Source organism: Pseudomonas delhiensis, from assembly GCF_900187975.1.
Taxonomy (GTDB): domain Bacteria; phylum Pseudomonadota; class Gammaproteobacteria; order Pseudomonadales; family Pseudomonadaceae; genus Pseudomonas; species Pseudomonas delhiensis.
Map to the genome: position 1 here is coordinate 39,205 of NZ_FZPC01000031.1, position 21,148 is coordinate 60,352.

The following is a 21,148-nucleotide window of genomic DNA, read 5'->3' on the forward strand; positions in this document are numbered from 1 at the left end:
GGCTGTGTCTCTTTCAGCGGGGGTTGACCACGGCGGCCGGGGTGCGCAGCACCAGGGCGGCGCCGAGGGCGATGAGGATGGCCAGCAGGTACAGGGCCAGGCTGGAGCTGTGGGTGGTGTCGCGCATCCAGCCGATGAAGTAGGGCGCGGCGAAGGCGGCGATGCTGCCGAAGGAGCTGATCAGGGCGATGCCGGCGGCCTGCGCGCGGTTGCCGAGGAAGGCCGGCGGCAACTGCCAGAACATCGGCAGGGCGGCGCTGGCGCCCATGCCGGCGAGCACCAGCCCGGCCAGCACCAGCGGCGCGCTGGTGGGCGCCAGGCCCGTCAGGGCCAGGCCGGCGGCGGCCAGCAGCAGCGGCACGGCGAGGTGCCAGCGGCGCTCGCGGCGGCGGTCGGAGGAGCGCCCCAGGGCGATCATGAACACGCAGCCGGCCAGGTACGGCAGGGCGCTGAGCAGGCCGACGCGGCCGTCGGAGCCGATGCCGGCGCCGTGGATCAGGCTGGGCATCCAGAACGCCAGGGTGTTCACCGCCAGCATCACCGCGAAGTAGATGGCCACCAGCAGCCAGACGTGGCTGTCGCGCAGGATGCCGGCGAAGGAGGTGATCTGCTTGCGCTGCTCCTCGCCACGCATCTCCTCGCGCAGGCCGGCCTTCTGCGCCTCGCTCAGCCAGGCCACGCGCTCGAAGCTCTCCGGCAGGCAGCGCCAGACCAGCAGGCCGAGCAGCACCACCGGCAGGCCCTCGATGAGGAACATCCACTGCCAGCCGCGCAGCCCGAGGAAGTCGTGGAAGCCCTCGAGGATGCCGCCGGACAGCGGCCCGCCGACCACCCCGGCCATGGGCACGGCGATGGCGAACAGCGCGGTGACGCCGGCGCGGCGGCGCGCCGGGAACCAGCGGTTGAGGTAGACCAGGATGCCGGGGAAGAAGCCGGCCTCGGCCACCCCCAGCAGCAGGCGCAGGGTGTAGAAGCCGGCGGCGCTCTGCACCAGCAGCATGGCGGTGGACAGCAGGCCCCAGGTGACCATCAGGAAGGCGATCCAGCGGCGCGGGCCGACGCGTTCCAGCATCAGGTTGCTGGGCACGCCGAACAGCGCGTAGGCGACGAAGAACAGCCCGGCGCCCAGGCCGTAGACGGTATCGCTGAAGTGCAGGTCGGCGCTCATCTGCAGCTTGGCGAAGCCGATGTTGATGCGGTCCAGGTGGGCGAATACGTAGCACACCAGCAGCAGCGGCATCAGGCGCCAGACCACGCGGGCGTGGGTGGCGTCGCTGGCGGCGGGCAGGGCGGCGGGGGACAGGGTGGCGGTGCTCATGGTCTTGTCTTTGTTCTGCGAGTGGCCGGGAGGGTGGCAGGCTTCAGAGCGCCTGGCCCTTGAGGAAGGCGTGAACGTTGTTCTGCTTGTAGTTGAGCTCGGCGTTCAGCTCGCTCATCTCGAAGGACAGCGCCAGCAGGCGGCGCGCCTGGAGTTCGGCGAAGTGCGCCTTGATCACCTCGAAGAGCGCGTCGGCCACCTGCCGGCGGGTTTCCAGGTCGCGCCCGGCGCCCACCTTCAGGCTCATGTGGACGAAGGCGTAGTCGTGCTGGCCGTCGGCCATGCGCCAGGTATCCAGGCGCACGGCGCGGCTGCGGATGCCGCCCAGCGGGAACACCCCGCTGTCGCCGAGGCAGGCGTGGACCTTCTCGAACAGGCCGGGCAGGTCGGCCTCGGCCTCGATGTTGTGGGTGTACTCGGCGATGAAGTGCGGCATGGCGGGGTCCTCAGAGGCGGCTGCCGGACGGGTTGCCGGCGGGGTTGGAGGCCTGGGCGGCGGGGATCGCCGAGCCGTCCTGCGGGGTCACCGGGAACACCACGTTGATCTGCCCGGTGCCGGAGGAGCCGAAGTAGGGCGTGACCACTTCGCCCTGGCCGTCGTAGTCCGACCAGCCGAGCGCGCCCAGGAGCATGGCGGTGTCGTGCATGAAGCCTTCGCCGTGGCCCTTGGCCGCGTATTCCGGGAGCATGCCGCAGAAGGTCTGCCAGTCGCCGCGTTGCCACATCCGCACCACCTCGTGGTCGAGGGTTTCCAGGAAGGGGCTCCAGACCTTGTCGGCGAATTCCGGGGCCTGGCCGTTCTGGGCGAAGCGGTGGGTCAGCGAGCCGCTGGCGAGGAAGGCCACGGTGCCGTCGTAGTGCTCTTCCACCGCCTTGCGCATGGCCCAGCCCAGGCGCGCGCTGTCGTTGAGGTAGTGCACGGTGCACAGCGCCGAGACCGAGATCACCTTGAAGTGCTGGTCCTGGTTCATGTAGCGCATCGGCACCAGGGTGCCGTACTCCGGGCCGAGGGTGGTGGCGTCGTGGGCCAGCACGTCCACGCCCATGGCGTTGCAGCCTTCGGCGAGGATGCGCCCCAGCTGCGGGTTGCCGGGGAACTCGTACTCCATGTTGGCGATGAAGTGCGGCAGCTCGTTGCTGGTGTACAGGCCCTGGAAGTGCGGCGCGCAGTTGACGTGGTAGCCGGCGTTGACCAGCCAGTGGGTGTCGAACACCACTATGGTGTCCACCCCCAGCTCGCGGCAGCGCCGGCCGATCTCGCGGTGGCCGTCGATGGCGGCCTGGCGGCTGCCCTGGCGCGGGCCGGGCAGTTCGGAGAGGTACAGCGAGGGAACGTGGGTGATCTTGGCAGCCAGAGCGAGTTTGCCCATGGTGGTTCTCCTGGTGCGGGGCGCCGCCGCTGGGGCGCCCGGATTCTTGTGATTGTTGGCTGCACGCCGGCGATGCAGGCGGCCTTGCGGGCCGCTCTCATCGGGCCGCCTTTCTACACGCCCCAGCGGGGAATGTGGTGGCTGCCCATGGAAATGCACACGTTCTTGATCTCGGCGAAGACCTCGAAGCTGTACTCGCCGCCCTCGCGGCCGGTGCCCGAGCCCTTCACGCCGCCGAACGGCTGGCGCAGGTCGCGGACGTTCTGGCTGTTGATGAATACCATGCCGGCCTCGATGCCGCGCGCCAGGCGATGGGCCTTGCCGATGTCCTGGGTCCAGATGTAGGAGGCCAGGCCGTATTCTGTGTCGTTGGCCAGGCGCAGGGCCTCGGCCTCGTCCTTGAACTTGAGCAGGCAGACCACCGGGCCGAAGATCTCTTCCTGGGCGATGCGCATGCGGTTGTCCACGTCGGCGAACACCGTGGGCTGCACGAACTGCCCGCGGGCCAGGTGCGCCGGCAGGTTGGCCGGGCGCTCCAGGCCGCCGGCGACCAGCCGCGCGCCTTCTTCCATGCCGATGCGGATGTAGCCGGTGACCTTGTCGTAGTGGGCCTGGGTGATCATCGAGCCGACCTGGGTCTTCGGGTCCTGCGGGTCGCCGACGATCAGGCGTTTGGCGCGGGCGGCGAACTCCTCGACGAAGCGGTCGTAGACCGTTTCCTGGATGAAGATACGGCTACCGGCGGTGCAGCGCTCGCCGTTCAGCGAGAAGATGGTGAACAGCGCGGCGTCCAGGGCGCGGTCCAGGTCGGCGTCGTCGAAGATCAGCACCGGCGACTTGCCGCCCAGCTCCATGGAGTATTTCTTCAGGCCGGCGGTCTGCATGATCTTGCGCCCGGTGGCGGTGCCGCCGGTGAAGGAGATGGCGCGCACGTCCGGGTGGCGCACCAGGGCATCGCCGGCGGTGGCGCCGTAGCCCTGCACCACGTTGAGCACGCCCGGCGGGATGCCGGCTTCCAGGGCCAGGCGGCCCAGCTCGTTGGCGGTCAGCGGCGATAGTTCGCTCATCTTCAGCACCGCGGTGTTGCCCAGGGCCAGGCAGGGCGCGGTCTTCCAGGTGGCGGTCATGAAGGGCACGTTCCACGGCGAGACCAGCCCGCACACCCCCACCGGCTGGTACAGGGTGTAGTTGAGCATCTGGTCGTCCACCGGGTAGCTGTGGCCGTCCATGCGCGTGCAGACCTCGGCGAAGAACTCGAAGTTGTGCGAGGCACGCGGGATCAGCACGTTGCGCGTCTGGTGGATCGGCAGGCCGGTGTCCAGGGTTTCCAGCTCGGCCAGGTTGGGCACGTTGGCATCGATCAGCTCGCCCAGCTTGCGCATCAGCTTCGCGCGCTCCCTGGCCGGGGTGTTGGCCCATTTCGGGAAAGCTTCCTTGGCCGCGGCCACGGCCAGGGCGATTTCCTCGGCGCTGCCGCTGGCGACCTCGGCGATCACCTCGGTGGTGGCCGGGTTGATGGTCTGGAAGACTTCTTTGCTCTCGACCTCGCGGCCGTTGATCCAGTGCTTGATCATGCTTGTATCTCTGTCTCGATTAGGTACGGGCGCGGTTCGCGAAGAACTCGGCCTCGCTGACGATGCGGTTGACCAGGCGGCCGACGCCTTCCACTTCCACCACCACTTCATCGCCCGGCACCACGTCGGCCAGGCCTTCCGGCGTGCCGGTGGCGATCATGTCGCCCGGCTGCAGGGTCATGAAGCTGGAGAAGTATTCGATCAGGTAGGGGATGTCGAAGATCATGTCCGCGGTGGTGCCTTCCTGCTTCAGCTCGCCGTTGACCCAGGTGCGCAGCTTCAGCCGCGACGGGTCGGGCACGTCGGCGGCGTCGACTATCCAGGGGCCGACCGGGGTGGTGGCGTCGCGGTTCTTCACCCGCAGGTTGGGCCGGTAGTAGTTCTCCAGGTAGTCGCGGATGGCGTAGTCGTTGCAGACGGTGTAGCCGTCCAGGTAGGCGAGGGCGTCCTCGCGCCGGACGTTGCGCGCCGGCTTGCCGATCACCGCCACCAGCTCGCACTCGTAGTGCATGTAGGCGACGCCGTCGGGGCGCCAGGTCACCTGGTTGTGGCCGGTGTAGGTGCCCTTGGACTTGATGAACGCCAGCGGCTCGGTGGGCGCCTTGAAGGCCAGTTCGGCGGCGTGGTCGGCGTAGTTCAGGCCGAGGGCGAACATGGTCCCGCTGGCCGGCGGCAGCCATTGCACCTCGTGCTCGCCGAGCAGCCGGCCATCGGCCAGGCGCACGGCGTTGTCGGCTTCCACCGTGACCGCGTGGACTTCGCCCTGGTAGCGGATGCGTGCGTGTTTCATCTCAGGCTTCCTCCGCCACCACGTGATTGACCAGGCGGCCGAGACCTTCGATCTCCACCACCACCTCGTCGCCCGGCCGCACATCGACGCGGCCCTCGGGGGTGCCGGTGATGAGCACGTCGCCGGCGTGCAGGGTCATGAATTCGCTGATCTCGGCGATCAGCTGCGGGATGCTGCGCACCAGGTTGGCGGTACTGTTCTGCTGGCGCACTTCGCCGTTGACCAGCAGGCGGACCGGCAGGGCGTGCGGGTCGGCGATCTCGTCGCGGCCGACGACTTCGCTGCCCAGGGGGCAGAAGCCGTCGCGGCACTTGGCCTTGACCGCGGGGCGGTAGTAGCTGTCTTCCGGCAGGCTGAACTCGTTGACGATGACGTAGCCGGCGACGCAGGCCATGGCTTCGTCCACGCCCACGCGGCTGGCGTCGCGGCCGAGCACCACGCCCAGGGCCGGGCCCGGCTGCAGGCGCTCGACGCCGGCCGGGAAGACCACGGGCGCACCGTCGCCATTGCGGGTGTTCGGCGTCTTGATGAACAGCACCGGCTTGACCGGCGGTTTCTGATAAGGCGGTTGCTGGAATTCCTCCAGCCGGCTCTGCAACAGGCCCCGGTAGTTCAGCGCGACGCCGAACAGGGTGCCCGTTGCGGCTTCGCTGACAGCGCGACGCATGGCTTGGTTCTCCTGTTTCGCCCGGCCGCCTGCGGGCGGCCGGTTATCGTTAACATGTTAGCGTTATAGTTAATATGTTAACTATGGTCAAGCCTCTTCCATCGGGGCCTGATCCCGCTGCGAACATTGGAGCAGGCACGCAGATGTTGGGATTGTCCGGCGCTGCCATGGCCTTGACCGACGCTGCCAGGGAGCCGGGCGGGCTTTCGCCGGGTTTGCCTGGGGAGGGGCTATGCTGGTTAAAATCTTTCCTACTTTCAGTCGAGTAGCCTCTTTCCATGTCCACGCCGCGTCCGTCCCTGACCCTCACCCTGCTACAGGCCCGCGAGGCCGCCATGGCCTTCTTCCGCCCCTCGCTCAACCAGCACGACCTGACCGAGCAGCAGTGGCGCATCGTGCGCATCCTCCGCCAGCAGGGCGAGATGGAGATCTACCAGCTGGCGCAGCAGGCCTGCATCCTCAAGCCGAGCATGACCGGCGTGCTGGCGCGCATGGAGCGCGACGGCCTGGTGCGCCGCTGGAAGTCCGAGCACGACCAGCGCCGCGTGCTGGTGTGCCTGAGCGAGCAGGGCCAGCAGTGCTTCGTGGCCATGAGCGGCGACATGGAGAACAACTACCGGCGCATCCTCGAACAGTTCGGCGAGGACAAGCTGCAGCAGTTGCTGGGGCTGCTCGACGAGCTGAAGAAGATCAAGCCCTGAGGCGCTTCGCAGGAGCGGGCAAGAACCAGGCGTCCCCCTCGCTCCTGCAGGTAGGTAACACCATGGCCCGTGCACCCATCCCCAACATCGACATCGGCCAGGTCTACGACCTGCGCTACAGCGATTCCGAGGTGCACTACGAGGAACTGGGCAAGCTGGCCGACTTCTTCGGCCGCAACATGCCGGTGCACCGCCACGACCGCTTCTTCCAGGTGCACTACGTGAAGAGCGGCTCGGTGCGCGTCTACCTCGACGAGCAGCTCTACCACCGCCAGGGCCCGCTGTTCTTCCTCACCCCGCCGACCATCCCCCACGCCTTCGTCACCGAGAACGACGCCGACGGCCACGTGCTGACGGTGCGCCAGCAACTGCTCTGGCCGCTGCTGGCGCCCGAGCAGGGCCTGGCCGCCGGACCGGACATAGGCCCGGTGTGCGTGGCCTTCGACCAGCTGGACGAGACCTCCGCCAGCGAGGTGGCGCGCCTGGACGGGCTGTTCGACCTGCTGCGCGAGGAGTTCCGCGGCGAGCGCCCGGGCCGCGAACTCGCCCTGGCCGACCTGGTGCGGCTGATCTTCGTCAGCCTGCTGCGCCTGTCGGCCCGCTCGCTCAAGGCGCAGCCCATGCGGCGCGAGGACCTGCGCCTGTTCCAGCGCTTCAACCAGCTGATCGAGCAGCACTACCCCGAGCACTGGCCGCTGGCGGCCTACGCCGAGCGCATCGGCGTCACCGAGGCGCGCCTCAACGACATCTGCCGGCGCGTCGCCGGGTTGCCCTCCAAGCGCCTGGTACACGAGCGGCTGATGCAGGAGGCGCGGCGCCTGCTGCTGTTCAGCGGCAGTTCGGTGAACGAAATCTGCTACCAGCTCGGCTTCAAGGACCCGGCCTACTTCAGCCGCTTCTTCGCCCGCAATGCCGGGATGGCGCCGGGGGAGTATCGGCAGCGTAGGGCGGGTGACAAGGAAGAGGCCTGGCGCTAGGGCGGGGCTTTTGCTTTTCGTAGGATCGAGGGGGACGCCTAGTTCTTGCTCGCGAATGGGGTTCGTCGATGACTATGGGGGCTGGGTTTGAGAGCGCCCTCTCCCTAACCCTCTCCCTGAAGGGAGAGGGGACCGTTCGGTGCATTTGGGTAGTTTCGAGTCAGCCGGCAAGCACCGTGGCTGCAAGCTGAAGTTGCCCTCTTCTCGGCACGGACAAGCTCCCTCTCCCTTCAGGGAGAGGGCTGGGGAGAGGGTACGGAGTCCACCGAAAGCACCGCGGCCACCGGGAAACTCCATTCGCGAACAAGCTCGCTCCTACAAGGAAGGATGCTTGGGTTTCGGATTATTGGTTAACTTGTTAACGTTGTCCGCACCCCATGCCCGGAGTCCCCCATGCCCACCCCAGCCCACCCCCAGCGCCTGATCCTGCCCCTGGCCGCGCTGGTCGCCTTCGCGCCCCTGTCCATCGACACCTACCTGCCCAGCCTGCCGCTGATCGCCGGCGACCTGGGGGCCGGCGCCGGCGAGGTGCAGCTGACCATCAGCCTGTTCCTCGCCGGATTGTGCCTGGGCATGCTGTTCTACGGGCCGCTGTCGGACCGCTTCGGCCGTCGCCGCCTGCTGCTGGGCGGCATCTGCCTGTACCTGCTGGCCACCCTCGGCTGCCTGTTCGCCGGCAGCGCCCCGGCGCTGATCGCCTGGCGCTTCTTCCAGGCCCTGGGCGGGGCGGCGGCCTCGGTGCTGGCGCGGGCCATAGTGCGCGACCTGTTCCCCCTGCAGCAGTCGGCGCGGGTGCTTTCGCTGATGCACCTGGTGACCATGCTCGCCACCCTGGTGGCGCCGCTGCTGGGCAGCCTGCTGGCCCAGGCCGCCGGCTGGCGCGCGGTGTTCGCCGTGCTCTTCGCCTTCGCCGCGGCGTGCCTGCTGACCGTGCTGTGGCGCATACCCGAAAGCCTGCCGGCGGAGCACCGCGGGCAGTCGGTGGCGCAGGTGTTCCGCGCCTACGGGCGCATCCTGCTGCAGCCCAGGGCGCTGGGCTACATGCTGTGCATGGGCCTGTCGTTCGGCGGCATGTTCGCCTTCATCACCGCCTCGCCCTTCGTCTACATCGAGTATTTCGGCGTTTCGCCACAGGCCTATGCCTGGCTGTTCAGCCTGAACATCGCCGGCATCATCCTGGCCACCAGCCTCAATGCGCGCCTGGTGGGGCGGCTCGGGCCGCAGCGGATGCTCGCCTTCGGCGCTGCCCTGGCCGCGCTGTCGGGGGCGCTCCTGCTGGGCTGCGGCTTCGCCGGCTGGGGCGGGCTGCCGGCGCTGGTGCTGGGCGTGCTGCTCTACGTCAGCGTCACCGGCCTGCTCGGCGCCAACTGCGTGGCCAGCCTGCTGGCGCTGTTCCCCCGCGAGGCCGGCGCCGCCGCCGGGCTTGCGGTCGCCGGGCAGTTCGCCCTGGGGGCGGCCTGCAGCGCCCTGGTCGGCGCGCTTTCCGACGGCAGCCCCTGGCCGATGTGCCTGGTGGTCGGCTGTGCCGGCCTCGGCTGCCTGCTGGCCTTCCTCCTGGCCCGCCGGCATGCCCCGCAACCGCTGGCTGAGGCCGCCTGACCTAGGCCGGCTGTTCCTCCGCCCGCGCCGCCCGGCGCAGGCCCTGCCAGACGCAGTAGGCCAGCAGCAGGGCGCCGGCCACCGTCATCGCCCAGGGGCCGCCGTAGCGCGCCGCCAGCAGCCCGGCGAGCAGGCCGCCGATGGCGTCGAAGCCGAAGCGCGTGGCGGTGTAGATCGACACCACGCGGCCGCGCAGTGCCTCCGGCGCGCTGCTCTGGATGACGATGTTGGTGCCGACGTTGTTCACCGTGACGCCGAAGCCCAGCACCGCCATGGCCGCCAGCGACAGCGGCAGGTTGCGGCTGAGGGCGAACGCCAGCAGGGCGCCGGCGCTGGCCAGGGCGGAAAGCAGGATGATCCGCGGCAGCCGCGCCGGGTCCTGGTGCTGCGCCAGGAACAGGCTCGACAGCAGCGAGCCGAAGCCGGCCGCGCCCCACAGCCAGCCGAGGGTGCGCGCGTCGCCGGCGAAGACGTCGCGGGCGAATACCGGCAGCAGCGCGGCGTAGCTGGAAGCGGTGAGGTTGACCAGCAGCACGCCGAGCATCAGCTGGCGCACGCTCGGCGTGCGCAGGGCGTAGTCCAGGCCCTCGCGGAACACGCTGCCCATGCTGCCGCTGGCGCGCACGCCGGGCGCCAGGCGCACCCGCAACAGGCCGCCCACCAGCGCCAGGTAGGACAGGGCGTTGAGGGCGAAGCACAGGCTCTCGCTGGTCAGCCCCAGCAGCAGCCCGGCCAGCGGCGGGCCGACGAAGCGCGAGCAGGTGAACAGCGAGGCGTTCAGCGCCAGGGCGTTGGGCAGGTCGGCGCGGTCGTCGACGAAGCGGCTGAGCAGCGACTGCCGCAGCGGCGTGTCGAAGGCGCTGAGCACCCCGAGCAGCGCCGACATGCCCACCAGCAGCGCCGGGGTGATCAGGCCGGCGGCGGTCAGCCCGGCCAGGCTGGCGGCCTGCAGGGCCATCAGGCTCTGGCTGGCGAGCAGCAGGCGGCGCTTGTCGTGGCGGTCGATCCAGGCGCCGGCCAGGGGGCCGATGAACAGCTGCGGCAGCAGCGCCACGCAACTGGTGATGCCCAGCAGCGCCGCCGAGCCGGTCAACCGGTAGACCAGCCAGGCCAGCGCCACCTGCTGGACCCAGGTGCCCAGGGTGGAGATCGCGTGGCCGGCGAAGTACAGGCGGAAGTTGCGGTGGCGCAGCGCGCGCAGGCTGTTCGGCCAGGAACGGGAAGCGGACATCGGCGGCTCGCTCGGGCGAAGGATGAAGGAGGGACGGCGGCCATCATAGCGGAAATTTTCCGTCAGAACGTTTAGATGTTAATGAAAGCCGCGCGGTGCCTGGCCTGGCGTCGATTTCGCCCTTTCCGGAGGCCGGGAAATCCCATGAAAAGTGCAATCGAGTCCGCGGAAGTTGCATTCAAGGCGCCGTCGTACGGCTCCCATAATCGGCCCTGCCACTCTCGCCACGAGAGCCCTGCCGCCGTCGCCAGGCACCATCGCGACGGCGGCGCGCCTCCAATAACAATCAAGGGCCGCCAAGATGAAAAAGCCAAACCCCCTGCTCGAAGACCTGAAATCCGTCCTGCCCGCCATCGCCGCCAATGCTGCCAAGGCCGAACAGGCGCGCACCGCCCCCGCCGAGAACATCGCCCTGCTCAAGGGCATCGGCATGCACCGCGCCTTCCAGCCCAAGTGCTACGGCGGCATGGAAATATCCCTGCCGGAATTCGCCGACTGCGTGGTCGCCCTGGCCGGCGCCTGCGCCAGCACCGCCTGGGCCTTCAGCCTGCTGTGCACCCACAGCCACCAGCTGGCGATGTTCTCCAAGCAGCTGCAGGAGGAGGTCTGGGGCGAGAACCCCGACGCCACCGCCAGCAGCAGCATCGCCCCGTTCGGGCGCATCCAGGAGGTCGAGGGCGGCATCCTGTTCAACGGCGAGATGGGCTGGAGCAGCGGCAGCGACCACGCCGAATGGGCCATCCTCGGCTGCCGCCGGCAGAATGCCGAGGGCGAGCAGGTGTACTGCTTCGCCGTGCTGCCGCGCAGCGACTACGAGATCCGCGACGACTGGTACGCCGCCGGCATGAAGGGCAGCGGCACCAAGACCCTGGTGGTGAAGGACGCCTTCGTGCCCAACCACCGCATCCAGGCGGCCAAGGACATGATGGAGGGCCGCTCCGCCGGTTTCGGCCTGTACCCCTACAGCAAGATCTTCTACACCCCGTACCGCCCGTACTTCGCCAGCGGCTTCGCCGCCATCGGCCTGGGCATCGCCGAGCGCATGCTCGAGGCGTTCAAGGAGAAGACGCGCAACCGCGTGCGCGCCTACACCGGCGCCAGCGTCGGCACCGCCACCCCGGCGCTGATGCGCCTGGCCGAGTCCACCCACCAGGTGGCCGCCGCCCGCGCCTTCCTCGAGAAGACCTGGCAGGACCACGCCGAGCACGGCGAGCGCCACGAGTACCCCAGCCGCGAGACCCTGGCCTTCTGGCGCACCAACCAGGCCTACGCGGTGAAGATGTGCATCCAGGCGGTGGACCGCCTGTTCGAGGCCGCCGGCGGCACCGCCTGGTTCGAGAGCAACGAGATGCAGCGGCTGTTCCGCGACTCGCACATGACCGGCGCCCACGCCTACACCGACTACGACGTCTGCGCGCAGATCCTCGGCCGCGAGCTGATGGGCCTGGAGCCTGATCCGAGCATGGTCTGAGGCGCCACGCCCAGCCTGTTCTTCGTAGGAGCGAGGGGGACGCCTGGTTCTTGCTCGCGAACCGACCCCGCTGCGGAATCCGTTCGCGAGCAAGCTCGCTCCTACAAAAGCGCTGCCCGCAGCTGAATCTTCTCAATCCCGCCGGCCCCGCGCCGGCGCGGAGGAACCGCCATGAACCAGAACAACGAAGCGAGCCTGGACCCGCGTGCCTTCCGCCGTGCCCTGGGCAACTTCGCCACCGGCGTCACCGTGATGACCGCCGCCGCCGACGGCGAGCGCGTCGGCATGACCGCCAACAGCTTCAACTCGGTGTCCCTCGACCCGCCCCTGGTGCTCTGGAGCATCGACAAGCGCGCCACCAGCCTGGCCGTGTTCGACAAGGCCAGCCACTATGCGGTGAACGTGCTGGCCGCCGACCAGATCGACCTGTCCAACCAGTTCGCCCGGCCCAGCGCCGACAAGTTCGCCGGCGTGGCCTGCGAGGAGGGCGCCGGCGGTGCGCCGCTGCTGCCGGACTGTGCCGCGCGTTTCCAGTGCGAGCTGCAGCAGAAGCTGGACGGCGGCGACCACTGGATCCTCATCGGCCGCGTACTGGCCTTCGACGACCTCGGCCGCGCGCCGCTGCTCTACCACCAGGGCGTGTACTCCAGCGTGCTGCCGCACCCGCGCCTGCGCGAGGCCCAGGCCGGGGTGCCGCGCACCGCCTTCCAGGGCCGCCTGAACCACAACCTCTACTACCTGATGACCCAGGCCGTGCGCCGCTACCAGGCCGACTACCAGCCGCGGCAGATGGCCAGCGGCCTGCGCACCAGCGAGGCGCGCATGCTGATGGTGATGGAGAAGGACGCCAGCCTGGACACCACGGCGCTGCAGCAGCTGGTGGCCATGCCGCTGCGGGAGATCGAGGAGGCCCGCGCCAACCTCGAACGCAAGGGCCTGCTGCAGGTGGGCGAGGGTGGTTGCGCGCTGACCGCGGCCGGCATCGACCAGGCCGAGACGCTGTGGAGCATCGCCGAGGAACAGCAGGCCAAGGTCTTCGCGCGCTTCAGCGCCGAGCAGATCGAGGCCTTCAAGACGGTGCTGCGCGGCCTGGCCCAGCCGCTCTGAGGCTCAGAAGCGCTCGCTGGGCAGCAGGTAGCGCCACTGCCCCGGTTCCATCTTGCCCATGGACACGCCGCCCAGGCGCAGGCGGCGGATGGCCACGACGGCCAGGCCGACCTGGCGGCACATGTCGGCGATCTGCCCGGGGCGGAAGCCCTTGCCGGCGAAGCGCAGGCGCGTCTCGTTCTGCCAGCTGACCTTCAGCGCCGGCAGCGGCCGGCCCTGGTACTGCAGGCCATGGCGCAGGCGAGCCAGGCCGGCGTCGTCGAGGCTGCCGGCGACTTCCACCAGGTATTCGTGCTCGATGCTCGCCGCATCGTCCAGCAGGCGGCGCAGCACGCCGTGGTTCTGGGTGAACACCAGCAGGCCGCTGGCCGCGGCCTCCAGCGGCGTGGTGGCCTGCTGGCGGGCGAAGTGCTTGCGCAGCGGCCGTTGCCCGGCGCCGTCGGCTTCCCAGTGGTGGGCGCTGTCGAGCCGCTCCAGGGCCCGCTCGGCGGTGCAGCCGGCCGGCTTGTGCAGCAGCAGGGTGGCCGGCGGTATCGGCGCTGGGGTGGCGCCGGGCAGCAGCTCGATGCGTTGGTCCGCCACGCGGTATTGCGGCTCCTCGATGCGTTCGCCATCCACCGTCACCCAGCCCCCCTCGATGTACAGCTCGGCCTCGCGGCGGGAGCAGGGCAGCAGTTCGGCGAGGCGCTTGGACAGGCGGATGGCTTCGGTCATGACGGGGAATCGGTGGCGGGAAGGGCCGCCATTGTACTCCCGGCCGGGGCGTTCAGGGCGAAACGTCCCCCGGCTCCGGCGGCCGGGCGCCCTCGCGGACCCAGGTCATGAACAGCTGGAAGCCCAGGGCCAGCACCACCGGGCCGATGAACAGGCCGATGATGCCGCCGGTGAGCATGCCGCCCAGGGCGCCGAGGAGGATCACCGGCATCGGCACGGCCACGCCGCGGCCGAGCATCAGCGGCTTGAGCACGTTGTCGGAGAGCCCGGCCAGCACCGTCCAGATGGTGAAGACCACCGCGCTGACGGTGCCGTAGTCGCCGCTCCAGAACACGTAGACGATGGCCGGCAGCGAGATCACCGCGGTGGGCAGCTGGACGATGCCCAGCAGCAACACGCCGAGGGACAGCAGCCCGGCGGCGGGGATGCCCATGACGATGAAGCCCAGGCCCAGCAGCAGGGTCTGGATGAAGGCCACGCCGACCACGCCCTGGGCCACCGCGCGGATGGTCGCGGTGCTCAGCCGCGCCAGCTCCGGGCCGCGCTCGGGGCCGGAGATGCGCACCGCGATGTCCTCGGCGGTGCGCGTGCCCAGCGGGCCGTAGGCCATGATCACGCAGGCCACCAGGAAGGCGCCGAGGAACTGCAGCAGCTCCATGCCCACGCCGGCGGCCTTGGCCAGCACCGTGCGGGCCACGCCCTGCAGGTGCGGCGCGGCCTGCTGGGCGGCGCCGAGGAAGTCCTCGGCCAGGCGCAGCCAGGCGTTGTAGACGTAGGGCCCCACCAGCGGCCAGCTCGCCACCGCCTCGGGCGGCGCCGGTACGCGCAGGCCGCCGGCCTGGAAGCGGTGCGCAAGGTCGGCCACCGAGTCGGCGATGGAAAAGCCGATCAGCACCACCGGCACCAGCAGCAGGGCCAGGCCGAACAGCGCCAGCAGCGTCGCCGCCAGGACCGGCCGTTCGCCCAGGCCGCGTTGCAGCATGCCCTGCAGCGGGTAGAGGGTGACGGCGAGGATCAGCGCCCAGAGCATCAGGTCGAGGAAGGGGTGGAAGATGCGGAAGCAGAACACCGCCAGGAACAGGATGAGCCCGGCGCGTATCAGCACGTCCAGCAGGTTGCGCGACAGTATCCGGTCCGCCGATGGCAGCATGGCATCTCTCCTTGGAAAGCCTCGTGGGGTTCCTCAGAGCATTGGCCGTGCGCGCTGGAATGCAAGTCGGGCGGGGGAAATCGATGGGGTTCGAGCGAGGCGGGCGGGGGGCTTGGGGCTCTTGCCCGCGAACGGCGGCCCGGGAGGGCGGGGTTCGCGGGCAAGCTCGCTCCCACGGGCGGTGGGAGCGGGGAGGGATTACTTCTTGCCGAGGCTGATGTGGCGGCTGGCGGCGCCGTTGGGCTGGCCGGTGACGCCCTTGGCGACTTGCTGGATCTCGCCGCCGGACTTGAGGAAGGCGGCCACCTGGGCTTCCAGGGCCTCGCGGCTGGTCACGGCCGCAGCGGGTTTCGGGGCGGACTTCTGGCGGGAGATGGTTTTGCTGGACATGCTTGCCATTACCTGTTCATTCGCGAAATGGCCGCCCATTGTACAGGAAATGACCGTCCTTCGGGGTGAAAATCGACCGAAGGGCCATTGGAGCGCCATCGCGGGGCCCGCGGCGGGGTGTTAACCTCGGCCGATTCCCGGTCGCCGCGAGCCGCCCATGCCCCTGCTGTCGTCCCGCCAGCGCAATGCCCTGCGCCTGGCCCGAGCCTTCCTCGGCCCCTACCGCTGGCGCGCCCTCGGCGCCCTGCTGGCGCTGCTGTTCACCGCGGCCATCACCCTGTCCCTGGGGCAGGGCATCCGCCTGCTGGTGGACCAGGGCTTCGTCACCCAGTCCGAGCACCTGCTCAACCGTTCCATCGGCATCTTCTTCCTGCTGGTGCTGGGCCTGGCCTTCGGCACCTTCGTGCGCTTCTACCTGGTGTCGTGGATCGGCGAGCGCTTCGTCGCCGACATCCGCCAGCGCGTGTTCGACCACCTGATCGAGCTGCACCCGGGCTTCTACGAGAGCAACCGCGCGCTGGAGATCCAGTCGCGGCTGACCGCCGACACCACGCTGCTGCAGACGGTGATCGGCTCGTCGCTGTCCATGGCCCTGCGCAACGCCCTGACCCTGGCCGGCGGGGTGATCCTGATGTTCGTCACCAACGCCAAGCTGACCAGCATAGTGGTGGCGGCGCTGCCCCTGGTGATCGCGCCCATCCTCCTGTTCGGCCGCCGCGTGCGCGAGCTGTCGCGGCAGAGCCAGGACCGCGTGGCCGACGTCGGCAGCTACGTCGGCGAGACCCTCGGGCAGATCAAGACGGTGCAGGCCTACAACCACCAGGCCCAGGACCGCGAGCGCTTCGGCCGCACGGTGGAAGCCGCCTTCGGCACCGCGCGCAAGCGCATCCTGCAGCGCTCCTGGCTGGTCAGCGTGGTCATCCTGCTGGTGCTGGGCGCGGTGGGGGTGATGCTGTGGGTCGGCGGCATGGACGTGATCGCCGGGCGCATCAGCCCCGGCGAGCTGGCGGCCTTCGTGTTCTACAGCCTGATCGTCGGCATGGCCTTCGGCACCCTCAGCGAGGTGCTGGGCGAGCTGCAGCGCGCCGCCGGGGCGGCCGAGCGCATCGCCGAGCTGCTGCGCGCGCGCAACCAGATAGTCGCGCCGCAGGAAGGCCTGCTGCGCCTGCCCGGGCGCGTCGAGGGGCGCATCGAGCTGCGCGGCCTGCGCTTCGCCTACCCGTCGCGCCCGGAGCACTGGGCCATCGACGGCATCGACCTGGACGTGCGCCCCGGCGAGACCCTGGCCCTGGTCGGCCCCTCCGGCGCCGGCAAGTCCACCCTGTTCGACCTGCTGCTGCGCTTCTTCGACCCGCAGCAGGGCGAGATCCGCATCGACGGCACGCCCATCACCCGCCTCGACCCCGCCGACCTGCGCCGCTGCTTCGCCCTGGTGTCGCAGAACCCAGCGCTGTTCTACGGCACGGTGGAGGACAACCTGCGCTACGGCCGCCCCGACGCCAGCGACGAGGCGGTGCGCGCGGCGGCCCGCGCGGCCCATGCCGACGGCTTCATCCAGCGCCTGCCCGAGGGCTACCGCACCCACCTGGGCGAGAGTGGCGTGGGCCTTTCCGGCGGTCAGCGCCAGCGCCTGGCCATCGCCCGCGCGCTGCTGGTGGACGCGCCCATCCTGCTGCTCGACGAAGCCACCAGCGCCCTGGACGCCGAGAGCGAGCACCTGATCCAGCAGGCCCTGCCGCAGCTGATGAGCGGCCGCACCACCCTGGTCATCGCCCACCGCCTGGCCACGGTGCTGGGCGCCGACCGCATCGCCGTGATCGACCAGGGCCGCCTGCTGGCCCTGGGCACCCACGCTGAGCTGGTGGCCGGCAACCCGCTGTACGCACGCCTGGCGGAATTGCAGTTCGGCCAGGTGCAGAGCGTGTAGAATGCCGGCCTTTTCCCCGGAGTCACGCACATGGCAGCCATCGGCCGCTTCAATTCCCTGCAGGTGGTCAAGCACACCGAGATCGGCCTGTTCCTCGATGGCGGCCCCCATGGCGAAATCCTCCTGCCCAAGCGCTACGTGCCCAAGGACGAGCCCACCGAGCCGGGCGAGTGGCTGAACGTCTTCATCTACCTCGACAGCGAAGACCGCATCATCGCCACCACCCTGAAACCCAAGGTGCAGGTCGGCGGCTTCGCCAGCCTGAAGGTGGTGGAGGTCAGCCGCGTCGGCCTGTTCCTCGACTGGGGCCTGCCCAAGGACCTGCTGCTGCCGCACTCGGAAGAGAAGCGCCCGCTGCAGGTCGGCGACTACTGCGTGGTGCACTGCTACATCGACGAGCGCACCCGCCGCATCACCGCCACCGCGCGCCTGGACCGCTACCTGGACAACACCCCGGCGCACTACCAGGCGGGCCAGGAAGTGGACCTGCTGGTGGTGGAGCGCACCGACCTCGGCTTCAAGGCCATCATCGACGGCAGGCACTGGGGGCTCATCCACAAGAACGAGCTGTTCAAGTTCGTCCGCAGCGGCATGCGCGAAAAGGGCTACATCAAGGAAGTGCGCGCCGACGGCAAGATCAGCCTGAGCCTGCAGCCGGTCGGCCAGGCCGCCCGCGACGACCTCGGCGAACGCATCCTCGCCGCCCTGCGCGAGGCCGGCGGCAGCCTGGCGCTGTCGGACAAGAGCCCGCCGGACGTGATCAGCCGCGAGTTCGGCGTGAGCAAGGGCAATTTCAAGAAGGCCATCGGCGGGCTGTTCAAGCAGGGCCTGATCACCATCCTCGACGAGCGCATCGAGCTGCGCTGATTCCACCGGGCCGCAGCGCCCCCCGGCAGCCTCGCGGCCGCCCGCGGCGCAATCATGCGGCGGCAGGTCCGGCCGCCGCGGTCGCTACATCATGCGCCTGAAGCGGTGCCAGGCCTGTTCCCAGGCCAGCACCCAGCGCGGCATGGGCGCGCCGAACCCGGCCACTTCCAGGCGCGGGTGGTGCCCGACGACCATGTCCAGCAGCGGTTCCTGGTCCGCCCGCACGTCGACGAAGAACACGTGCCGGCCGGCCTGCAGCGAGGGCGCGAAGCGCCGCACGTCGCCGCTGGGCCGTTGCAGGCCGAAGAAGCTGCCTTCCCACAGGCTGAAGCCCAGCAGCACGGCCGCCAGGAACAGCACCGGGATCCAGCCGGCGGCGCTTTCGCTCCAGCCGCCGAAGTAGCCCAGCGCCAGCACCAGCAGCGCCAGGGCGACGCCGATGCCCAGCCCGTACTTGCCACCGCGCACCAGGTCCTTGCGCATCACGTCCGGCACTTCGTGCAGGTGGCGCTGGTCGAGCTGCGCGTCCTGCTCGCTGAGCACGTGCATCTGCTCCTCGGCGATGCCGTTGGCCTTCAGCTCGTTCTCGACGTTCTCCAGCTCGTCCAGGTCGTTGCTGATGTAATAGTGCCTGTTCATGGAGCACCTCCAGGTCAGTCCCCCGGGTCCCCCCACGAAACGCTCCAGCGTTCGCTGCAGTTCCATGCGGACCGCGGCCCCACGGCCACGCCCCGCACCTTTGATTCTACCCCCGCGGTGGAGGGGCGGCGGCGTCGGCGACGGGCGTAGCGGGCCTTGCCAGGTGCCCGGCGAGGGGCGAGGATGCCAGCTCACGCACAACCGCCAGCCAGGGGCCCAGGGGCATGATCCGCGAGATTCTCAAGATGGGCGACGAACGCTTGCTGCGCGTCGCCCCGCCGGTGCCGCCGCAGATGATCGGCAGCGCCGAACTGCAGCGGCTGATCGACGACATGTTCGACACCATGCACCACGCCGGCGGCGTCGGCCTGGCCGCACCGCAGATAGGCGTGGACCTGCAGCTGGTGATCTTCGGCTTCGAACGCAGCGAACGCTACCCGGACGCCCCGGCGGTGCCGCCGACCATCCTGCTCAACCCGGTGATCACCCCCTTGGGCGAGGAAATGGAGGAGGGCTGGGAGGGCTGCCTGTCGGTCCCCGGCCTGCGCGGCGCGGTGAACCGCTACAAGCGCATCCGCTACCAGGGCCTCGACCCCCAGGGCCAGCCCATCGACCGCACGGTGGAAGGCTTCCATGCAAGGGTGGTGCAGCACGAATGCGACCACCTGATCGGCCGGCTGTATCCGTCGCGGATCACGGACTTCGGCAAGTTCGGCTTCACCGAGGTGCTGTTCCCGGGGTTGGACCCGAAGGCGGATGATTGAGAGGGCACCCGGCGTGGCCGGTGAACCCCATCGCGGACGGAGTCCTACGACCGTGCTTCCTGGAACCGCGGACTCTGTCCGCGATTTGGCGGATAACGCCGTAGGCGTTATGCGCCCTACGGGGAGCCCGGGAGCTTCGTGGTTTCGCCTTGCGCCGAACGGTCCCCTCTCCCGCTTGCGGGGGAGGGTTAGGGAGGGGGGCGTCAGGGTTGGCAGAGGTGCGCGAGCGAAGTCCGTCCCCTCTCCCCAACCCTCGGCTGCGCGCCCCGCCCTGAAGGGAGAGGGAGCTGTCCCGAGCAAGCGGATAACGCAGCGCCAGCCGGCAAACTCGTAGGGCGCATAACCGTTCGCGGTTATCCGCCATCGGCCGTGCCACCGGGGTGTCCGGCGTGGCCGGTGAACCCCATCGCGGACGGAGTCCGCTCCTACGTCCGTGCTTCCTGGAACCGTAGGAGCGGACTCTGTCCGCGATTTGGCGGATAACGCCGTAGGCGTTATGCGCCCTACGGGGAGCCCGGGAGCTTCGTGGTTTCGCCTTGCGCCGAACGGTCCCCTCTCCCGCTTGCGGGGGAGGGTTAGGGAGGGGGGGCGGCGTCAGGGTTGGCAGAGGTGCCAGAGCGAAGTCCGTCCCCTCTCCCCAACCCTCGCCTACGCGGCCCGCCCTGAAGGGAGAGGGGGCTGTCCCGAGCAAGCGGATAACGCAGCGTCAGCCGGCAAACTCGTAGGGCGCATAACCGTTCGCGGTTATCCGCCGTCGGCCGTGCCACCGGGGTGTCCGGCGTGGCCGGTGAACCCCTACGAACTATCGCGAACGCGGAAATGACGATTGGTGGAGAGGTGCGCAGGCCTAAGGCTCGCGAGCAGGAACCAGGCGTCCCTCTCGCTCCTGGCAAGCGCGGGATGCAGGGAATAGGCACGAAATAAATCGCGGACAACCGCCCCCGGCGGCCGTCCGCCGCTGGACTCAGGAGGTTTGCCCGTGGCTGCCGAGCAGCGCATTGCCGGCTTTCTTCTGCTTCTTCGCCATGCGTTTCTCGTGGGCCGTCTTCAGGGGCTTCTTCTTGCCTTCCTTGTGGGCATTCAGACCTTTGCTCATGACCGTCACCTCGTGGACTGGGAAGCTTTGGCATCCCTGCGGTCGTCGTTCCGCCGGCCCGTGGAGGAGGCCGGTGCTCCTACAGCATAGACCTGCCTGGCGCTTCAGGCGTCGCCGCTCAGGCGCTCCAGTTCGCGGCGGACCATGGCCGCGTACTGCGGCGGGCCCAGGCGGTAGAGCTCGCCGGCTACCCAGGCCAGCCAGCGCCCGCCCAGGGCCTGGCGCTCGGCCAGCAGCCGGCGGGCCTCGGCTTCGGCCCGGGTTGCGTTCTCGCGGTGGTAGTCGGCGCGGCTCATCCCTGGCACTGGAGTGTCTGCGGGTCGATCTCGATGCTCGCCAGCGGCTTGCCGTCGCTGCCGTCGTAGTCGTGGGCGACGCGGATGCCGTGCTCGCGGATGCGCTGCAGCAGCGCCGGCTGCTGGCAGGTGGCGCGCTCCAGGCGGGCGCGCTGCTCGCTCTTGAACTTGTCCAGGGCGCTGGCCTGCATGCCCTCGGCCTTCATGCTGGAGAGGCCGTAGCGGTAGTGCAGCACCTTGCTGTCGGTGTCCAGGCGCACGTTCTCCAGGCGCGTCACCTGGTCCACCTGCACCGGCAGCTGCTTGCTCTGCTGCTCGAAGAAGGCGGCCGACTCCTTGAGGAAGGTGGCTTCGTCCTCGGCCCGGGCCTGGGGTTGCAGGCTGGCGAAGGCCGCGGCGGCGAGCAGCAGGGTGGCGCCGAGGCGGCGGGCGGGGCGGAGCATCGGGATGGGCATGCGGGGTTCCTCCGGCTGTGGTTGCGCTGAAGTGTATAGGCCATT

Annotated in this window: 22 protein-coding genes; 8 read left to right on the top strand and 14 right to left on the bottom strand. The window is 69.6% G+C overall.

Features of this window, described 5'->3' with window-relative positions:
* Positions 1-13: 13 nt before the first annotated feature.
* The 6 genes from CHC02_RS24445 to CHC02_RS24470 all read right to left on the bottom strand — a co-directional run bounded on the left by CHC02_RS24445 (position 14) and on the right by CHC02_RS24470 (position 5,719).
* Complete coding sequence (locus tag CHC02_RS24445) at positions 14-1,318, bottom strand: MFS transporter (RefSeq protein WP_089393998.1); 1,305 nt, start codon at positions 1,316-1,318, stop codon at positions 14-16.
* A 43-nt stretch (positions 1,319-1,361) separates the two neighbouring features.
* On the bottom strand, positions 1,362-1,754 hold the full coding sequence (locus CHC02_RS24450) for a 5-carboxymethyl-2-hydroxymuconate Delta-isomerase (protein WP_089393999.1): 393 nt from the start codon (positions 1,752-1,754) through the stop codon (positions 1,362-1,364).
* A gap of 10 nt (positions 1,755-1,764) precedes the next feature.
* The gene (gene hpaD / locus CHC02_RS24455; protein ID WP_089394000.1) at positions 1,765-2,688 is read right to left on the bottom strand and encodes a 3,4-dihydroxyphenylacetate 2,3-dioxygenase; all 924 of its coding nucleotides are present in this window, start codon (positions 2,686-2,688) and stop codon (positions 1,765-1,767) included.
* Between the two features lie 113 nt (positions 2,689-2,801).
* On the bottom strand, positions 2,802-4,262 hold the full coding sequence (gene hpaE, locus CHC02_RS24460; RefSeq protein WP_089394001.1) for a 5-carboxymethyl-2-hydroxymuconate semialdehyde dehydrogenase: 1,461 nt from the start codon (positions 4,260-4,262) through the stop codon (positions 2,802-2,804).
* 19 nt (positions 4,263-4,281) lie between these two features.
* A complete protein-coding gene (locus CHC02_RS24465) occupies positions 4,282-5,052 on the bottom strand; it encodes a fumarylacetoacetate hydrolase family protein (protein WP_089394002.1) in 771 nt (256 codons plus the stop codon).
* Between the two features lies 1 nt (position 5,053).
* Positions 5,054-5,719 carry a fumarylacetoacetate hydrolase family protein gene (locus CHC02_RS24470; RefSeq protein WP_089394003.1) on the bottom strand — a complete coding sequence of 222 codons (666 nt, stop codon included), beginning with the start codon at positions 5,717-5,719 and terminating at the stop codon, positions 5,054-5,056.
* A 278-nt stretch (positions 5,720-5,997) separates the two neighbouring features.
* Between CHC02_RS24470 and hpaR the strand changes: the two genes are divergently transcribed.
* From hpaR to CHC02_RS24485, 3 genes are all read left to right on the top strand, one after another.
* A complete protein-coding gene (gene hpaR, locus CHC02_RS24475) occupies positions 5,998-6,420 on the top strand; it encodes a homoprotocatechuate degradation operon regulator HpaR (RefSeq protein ID WP_089394004.1) in 423 nt (140 codons plus the stop codon).
* A 62-nt stretch (positions 6,421-6,482) separates the two neighbouring features.
* Positions 6,483-7,397, top strand: a complete 915-nt coding sequence (gene hpaA / locus CHC02_RS24480; protein ID WP_089394005.1) for a 4-hydroxyphenylacetate catabolism regulatory protein HpaA — start codon at positions 6,483-6,485, stop codon at positions 7,395-7,397.
* 393 nt (positions 7,398-7,790) lie between these two features.
* Positions 7,791-8,996 (top strand): Bcr/CflA family multidrug efflux MFS transporter, encoded by a 1,206-nt coding sequence (locus CHC02_RS24485; RefSeq protein ID WP_089394006.1) that lies wholly within the window; start codon positions 7,791-7,793, stop codon positions 8,994-8,996.
* A gap of 1 nt (position 8,997) precedes the next feature.
* Here CHC02_RS24485 and CHC02_RS24490 read toward each other — a convergent pair whose 3' ends face one another.
* The gene (locus tag CHC02_RS24490; RefSeq protein ID WP_089394007.1) at positions 8,998-10,227 is read right to left on the bottom strand and encodes an MFS transporter; all 1,230 of its coding nucleotides are present in this window, start codon (positions 10,225-10,227) and stop codon (positions 8,998-9,000) included.
* A gap of 301 nt (positions 10,228-10,528) precedes the next feature.
* Here CHC02_RS24490 and CHC02_RS24495 point away from each other — a divergent pair, with 301 nt between their 5' ends.
* Complete coding sequence (locus tag CHC02_RS24495; protein ID WP_089394008.1) at positions 10,529-11,698, top strand: p-hydroxyphenylacetate 3-hydroxylase oxygenase component; 1,170 nt, start codon at positions 10,529-10,531, stop codon at positions 11,696-11,698.
* 171 nt (positions 11,699-11,869) lie between these two features.
* Entirely contained in the window at positions 11,870-12,805 is a 936-nt protein-coding gene (locus CHC02_RS24500) for a p-hydroxyphenylacetate 3-hydroxylase reductase component (protein WP_089394009.1), read from the top strand.
* Between the two features lie 3 nt (positions 12,806-12,808).
* On the opposite strand, the gene CHC02_RS24505 is transcribed toward CHC02_RS24500, so the two are convergent.
* The 3 genes from CHC02_RS24505 to CHC02_RS24515 form a co-directional block, all read right to left on the bottom strand.
* Positions 12,809-13,519, bottom strand: a complete 711-nt coding sequence (locus CHC02_RS24505; protein WP_089394010.1) for an rRNA pseudouridine synthase — start codon at positions 13,517-13,519, stop codon at positions 12,809-12,811.
* A gap of 52 nt (positions 13,520-13,571) precedes the next feature.
* Positions 13,572-14,669 (bottom strand): AI-2E family transporter, encoded by a 1,098-nt coding sequence (locus tag CHC02_RS24510; protein ID WP_089394011.1) that lies wholly within the window; start codon positions 14,667-14,669, stop codon positions 13,572-13,574.
* 198 nt (positions 14,670-14,867) lie between these two features.
* A complete protein-coding gene (locus tag CHC02_RS24515) occupies positions 14,868-15,059 on the bottom strand; it encodes a hypothetical protein (RefSeq protein WP_009621696.1) in 192 nt (63 codons plus the stop codon).
* Positions 15,060-15,216: 157 nt separating this feature from the next.
* Between CHC02_RS24515 and CHC02_RS24520 the strand changes: the two genes are divergently transcribed.
* Both CHC02_RS24520 and CHC02_RS24525 read left to right on the top strand, forming a co-directional pair.
* Positions 15,217-16,986: an ABC transporter transmembrane domain-containing protein gene (locus tag CHC02_RS24520; RefSeq protein WP_089394012.1), complete on the top strand. Its 1,770-nt coding sequence runs from the start codon at positions 15,217-15,219 to the stop codon at positions 16,984-16,986.
* A gap of 30 nt (positions 16,987-17,016) precedes the next feature.
* Positions 17,017-17,853, top strand: a complete 837-nt coding sequence (locus CHC02_RS24525) for a CvfB family protein (RefSeq protein WP_089394013.1) — start codon at positions 17,017-17,019, stop codon at positions 17,851-17,853.
* Positions 17,854-17,937: 84 nt separating this feature from the next.
* Here the strand turns inward: CHC02_RS24525 and CHC02_RS24530 are convergent, their stop codons facing one another.
* Positions 17,938-18,492 (bottom strand): hypothetical protein, encoded by a 555-nt coding sequence (locus tag CHC02_RS24530; protein WP_089394014.1) that lies wholly within the window; start codon positions 18,490-18,492, stop codon positions 17,938-17,940.
* Between the two features lie 224 nt (positions 18,493-18,716).
* Here CHC02_RS24530 and def point away from each other — a divergent pair, with 224 nt between their 5' ends.
* Positions 18,717-19,256, top strand: coding sequence for a peptide deformylase (gene def, locus CHC02_RS24535; protein WP_089394015.1), 540 nt, complete (start codon positions 18,717-18,719; stop codon positions 19,254-19,256).
* 964 nt (positions 19,257-20,220) lie between these two features.
* On the opposite strand, the gene CHC02_RS30790 is transcribed toward def, so the two are convergent.
* From CHC02_RS30790 to CHC02_RS24545, 3 genes are all read right to left on the bottom strand, one after another.
* Positions 20,221-20,352, bottom strand: a complete 132-nt coding sequence (locus CHC02_RS30790) for a hypothetical protein (RefSeq protein WP_256595914.1) — start codon at positions 20,350-20,352, stop codon at positions 20,221-20,223.
* Positions 20,353-20,456: 104 nt separating this feature from the next.
* Positions 20,457-20,648: a hypothetical protein gene (locus CHC02_RS24540; protein ID WP_089394016.1), complete on the bottom strand. Its 192-nt coding sequence runs from the start codon at positions 20,646-20,648 to the stop codon at positions 20,457-20,459.
* Positions 20,645-21,103 carry a hypothetical protein gene (locus tag CHC02_RS24545; RefSeq protein ID WP_089394017.1) on the bottom strand — a complete coding sequence of 153 codons (459 nt, stop codon included), beginning with the start codon at positions 21,101-21,103 and terminating at the stop codon, positions 20,645-20,647. The genes CHC02_RS24540 and CHC02_RS24545 overlap by 4 nt, the downstream gene beginning before the upstream one ends.
* Between the last annotated feature and the right edge of the window lie 45 nt (positions 21,104-21,148).

Coding starts and splice junctions, on each gene's coding strand:
- CHC02_RS24505 (WP_089394010.1), bottom strand. CDS start 13,519: ATGACCGAAGCCATCCGCCTGTCCAAGCGCCTCGCCGAACTGCTGCCC.
- CHC02_RS24495 (WP_089394008.1), top strand. CDS start 10,529: ATGAAAAAGCCAAACCCCCTGCTCGAAGACCTGAAATCCGTCCTGCCC.
- CHC02_RS30790 (WP_256595914.1), bottom strand. CDS start 20,352: ATGAGCAAAGGTCTGAATGCCCACAAGGAAGGCAAGAAGAAGCCCCTG.
- CHC02_RS24485 (WP_089394006.1), top strand. CDS start 7,791: ATGCCCACCCCAGCCCACCCCCAGCGCCTGATCCTGCCCCTGGCCGCG.
- CHC02_RS24530 (WP_089394014.1), bottom strand. CDS start 18,492: ATGAACAGGCACTATTACATCAGCAACGACCTGGACGAGCTGGAGAAC.
- CHC02_RS24500 (WP_089394009.1), top strand. CDS start 11,870: ATGAACCAGAACAACGAAGCGAGCCTGGACCCGCGTGCCTTCCGCCGT.
- CHC02_RS24545 (WP_089394017.1), bottom strand. CDS start 21,103: ATGCCCATCCCGATGCTCCGCCCCGCCCGCCGCCTCGGCGCCACCCTG.
- def (WP_089394015.1), top strand. CDS start 18,717: ATGATCCGCGAGATTCTCAAGATGGGCGACGAACGCTTGCTGCGCGTC.
- CHC02_RS24520 (WP_089394012.1), top strand. CDS start 15,217: ATGCCCCTGCTGTCGTCCCGCCAGCGCAATGCCCTGCGCCTGGCCCGA.
- hpaE (WP_089394001.1), bottom strand. CDS start 4,262: ATGATCAAGCACTGGATCAACGGCCGCGAGGTCGAGAGCAAAGAAGTC.
- CHC02_RS24470 (WP_089394003.1), bottom strand. CDS start 5,719: ATGCGTCGCGCTGTCAGCGAAGCCGCAACGGGCACCCTGTTCGGCGTC.
- CHC02_RS24510 (WP_089394011.1), bottom strand. CDS start 14,669: ATGCTGCCATCGGCGGACCGGATACTGTCGCGCAACCTGCTGGACGTG.
- CHC02_RS24525 (WP_089394013.1), top strand. CDS start 17,017: ATGGCAGCCATCGGCCGCTTCAATTCCCTGCAGGTGGTCAAGCACACC.
- CHC02_RS24490 (WP_089394007.1), bottom strand. CDS start 10,227: ATGTCCGCTTCCCGTTCCTGGCCGAACAGCCTGCGCGCGCTGCGCCAC.
- hpaR (WP_089394004.1), top strand. CDS start 5,998: ATGTCCACGCCGCGTCCGTCCCTGACCCTCACCCTGCTACAGGCCCGC.
- CHC02_RS24445 (WP_089393998.1), bottom strand. CDS start 1,318: ATGAGCACCGCCACCCTGTCCCCCGCCGCCCTGCCCGCCGCCAGCGAC.
- hpaD (WP_089394000.1), bottom strand. CDS start 2,688: ATGGGCAAACTCGCTCTGGCTGCCAAGATCACCCACGTTCCCTCGCTG.
- CHC02_RS24540 (WP_089394016.1), bottom strand. CDS start 20,648: ATGAGCCGCGCCGACTACCACCGCGAGAACGCAACCCGGGCCGAAGCC.
- CHC02_RS24515 (WP_009621696.1), bottom strand. CDS start 15,059: ATGTCCAGCAAAACCATCTCCCGCCAGAAGTCCGCCCCGAAACCCGCT.
- hpaA (WP_089394005.1), top strand. CDS start 6,483: ATGGCCCGTGCACCCATCCCCAACATCGACATCGGCCAGGTCTACGAC.
- CHC02_RS24450 (WP_089393999.1), bottom strand. CDS start 1,754: ATGCCGCACTTCATCGCCGAGTACACCCACAACATCGAGGCCGAGGCC.
- CHC02_RS24465 (WP_089394002.1), bottom strand. CDS start 5,052: ATGAAACACGCACGCATCCGCTACCAGGGCGAAGTCCACGCGGTCACG.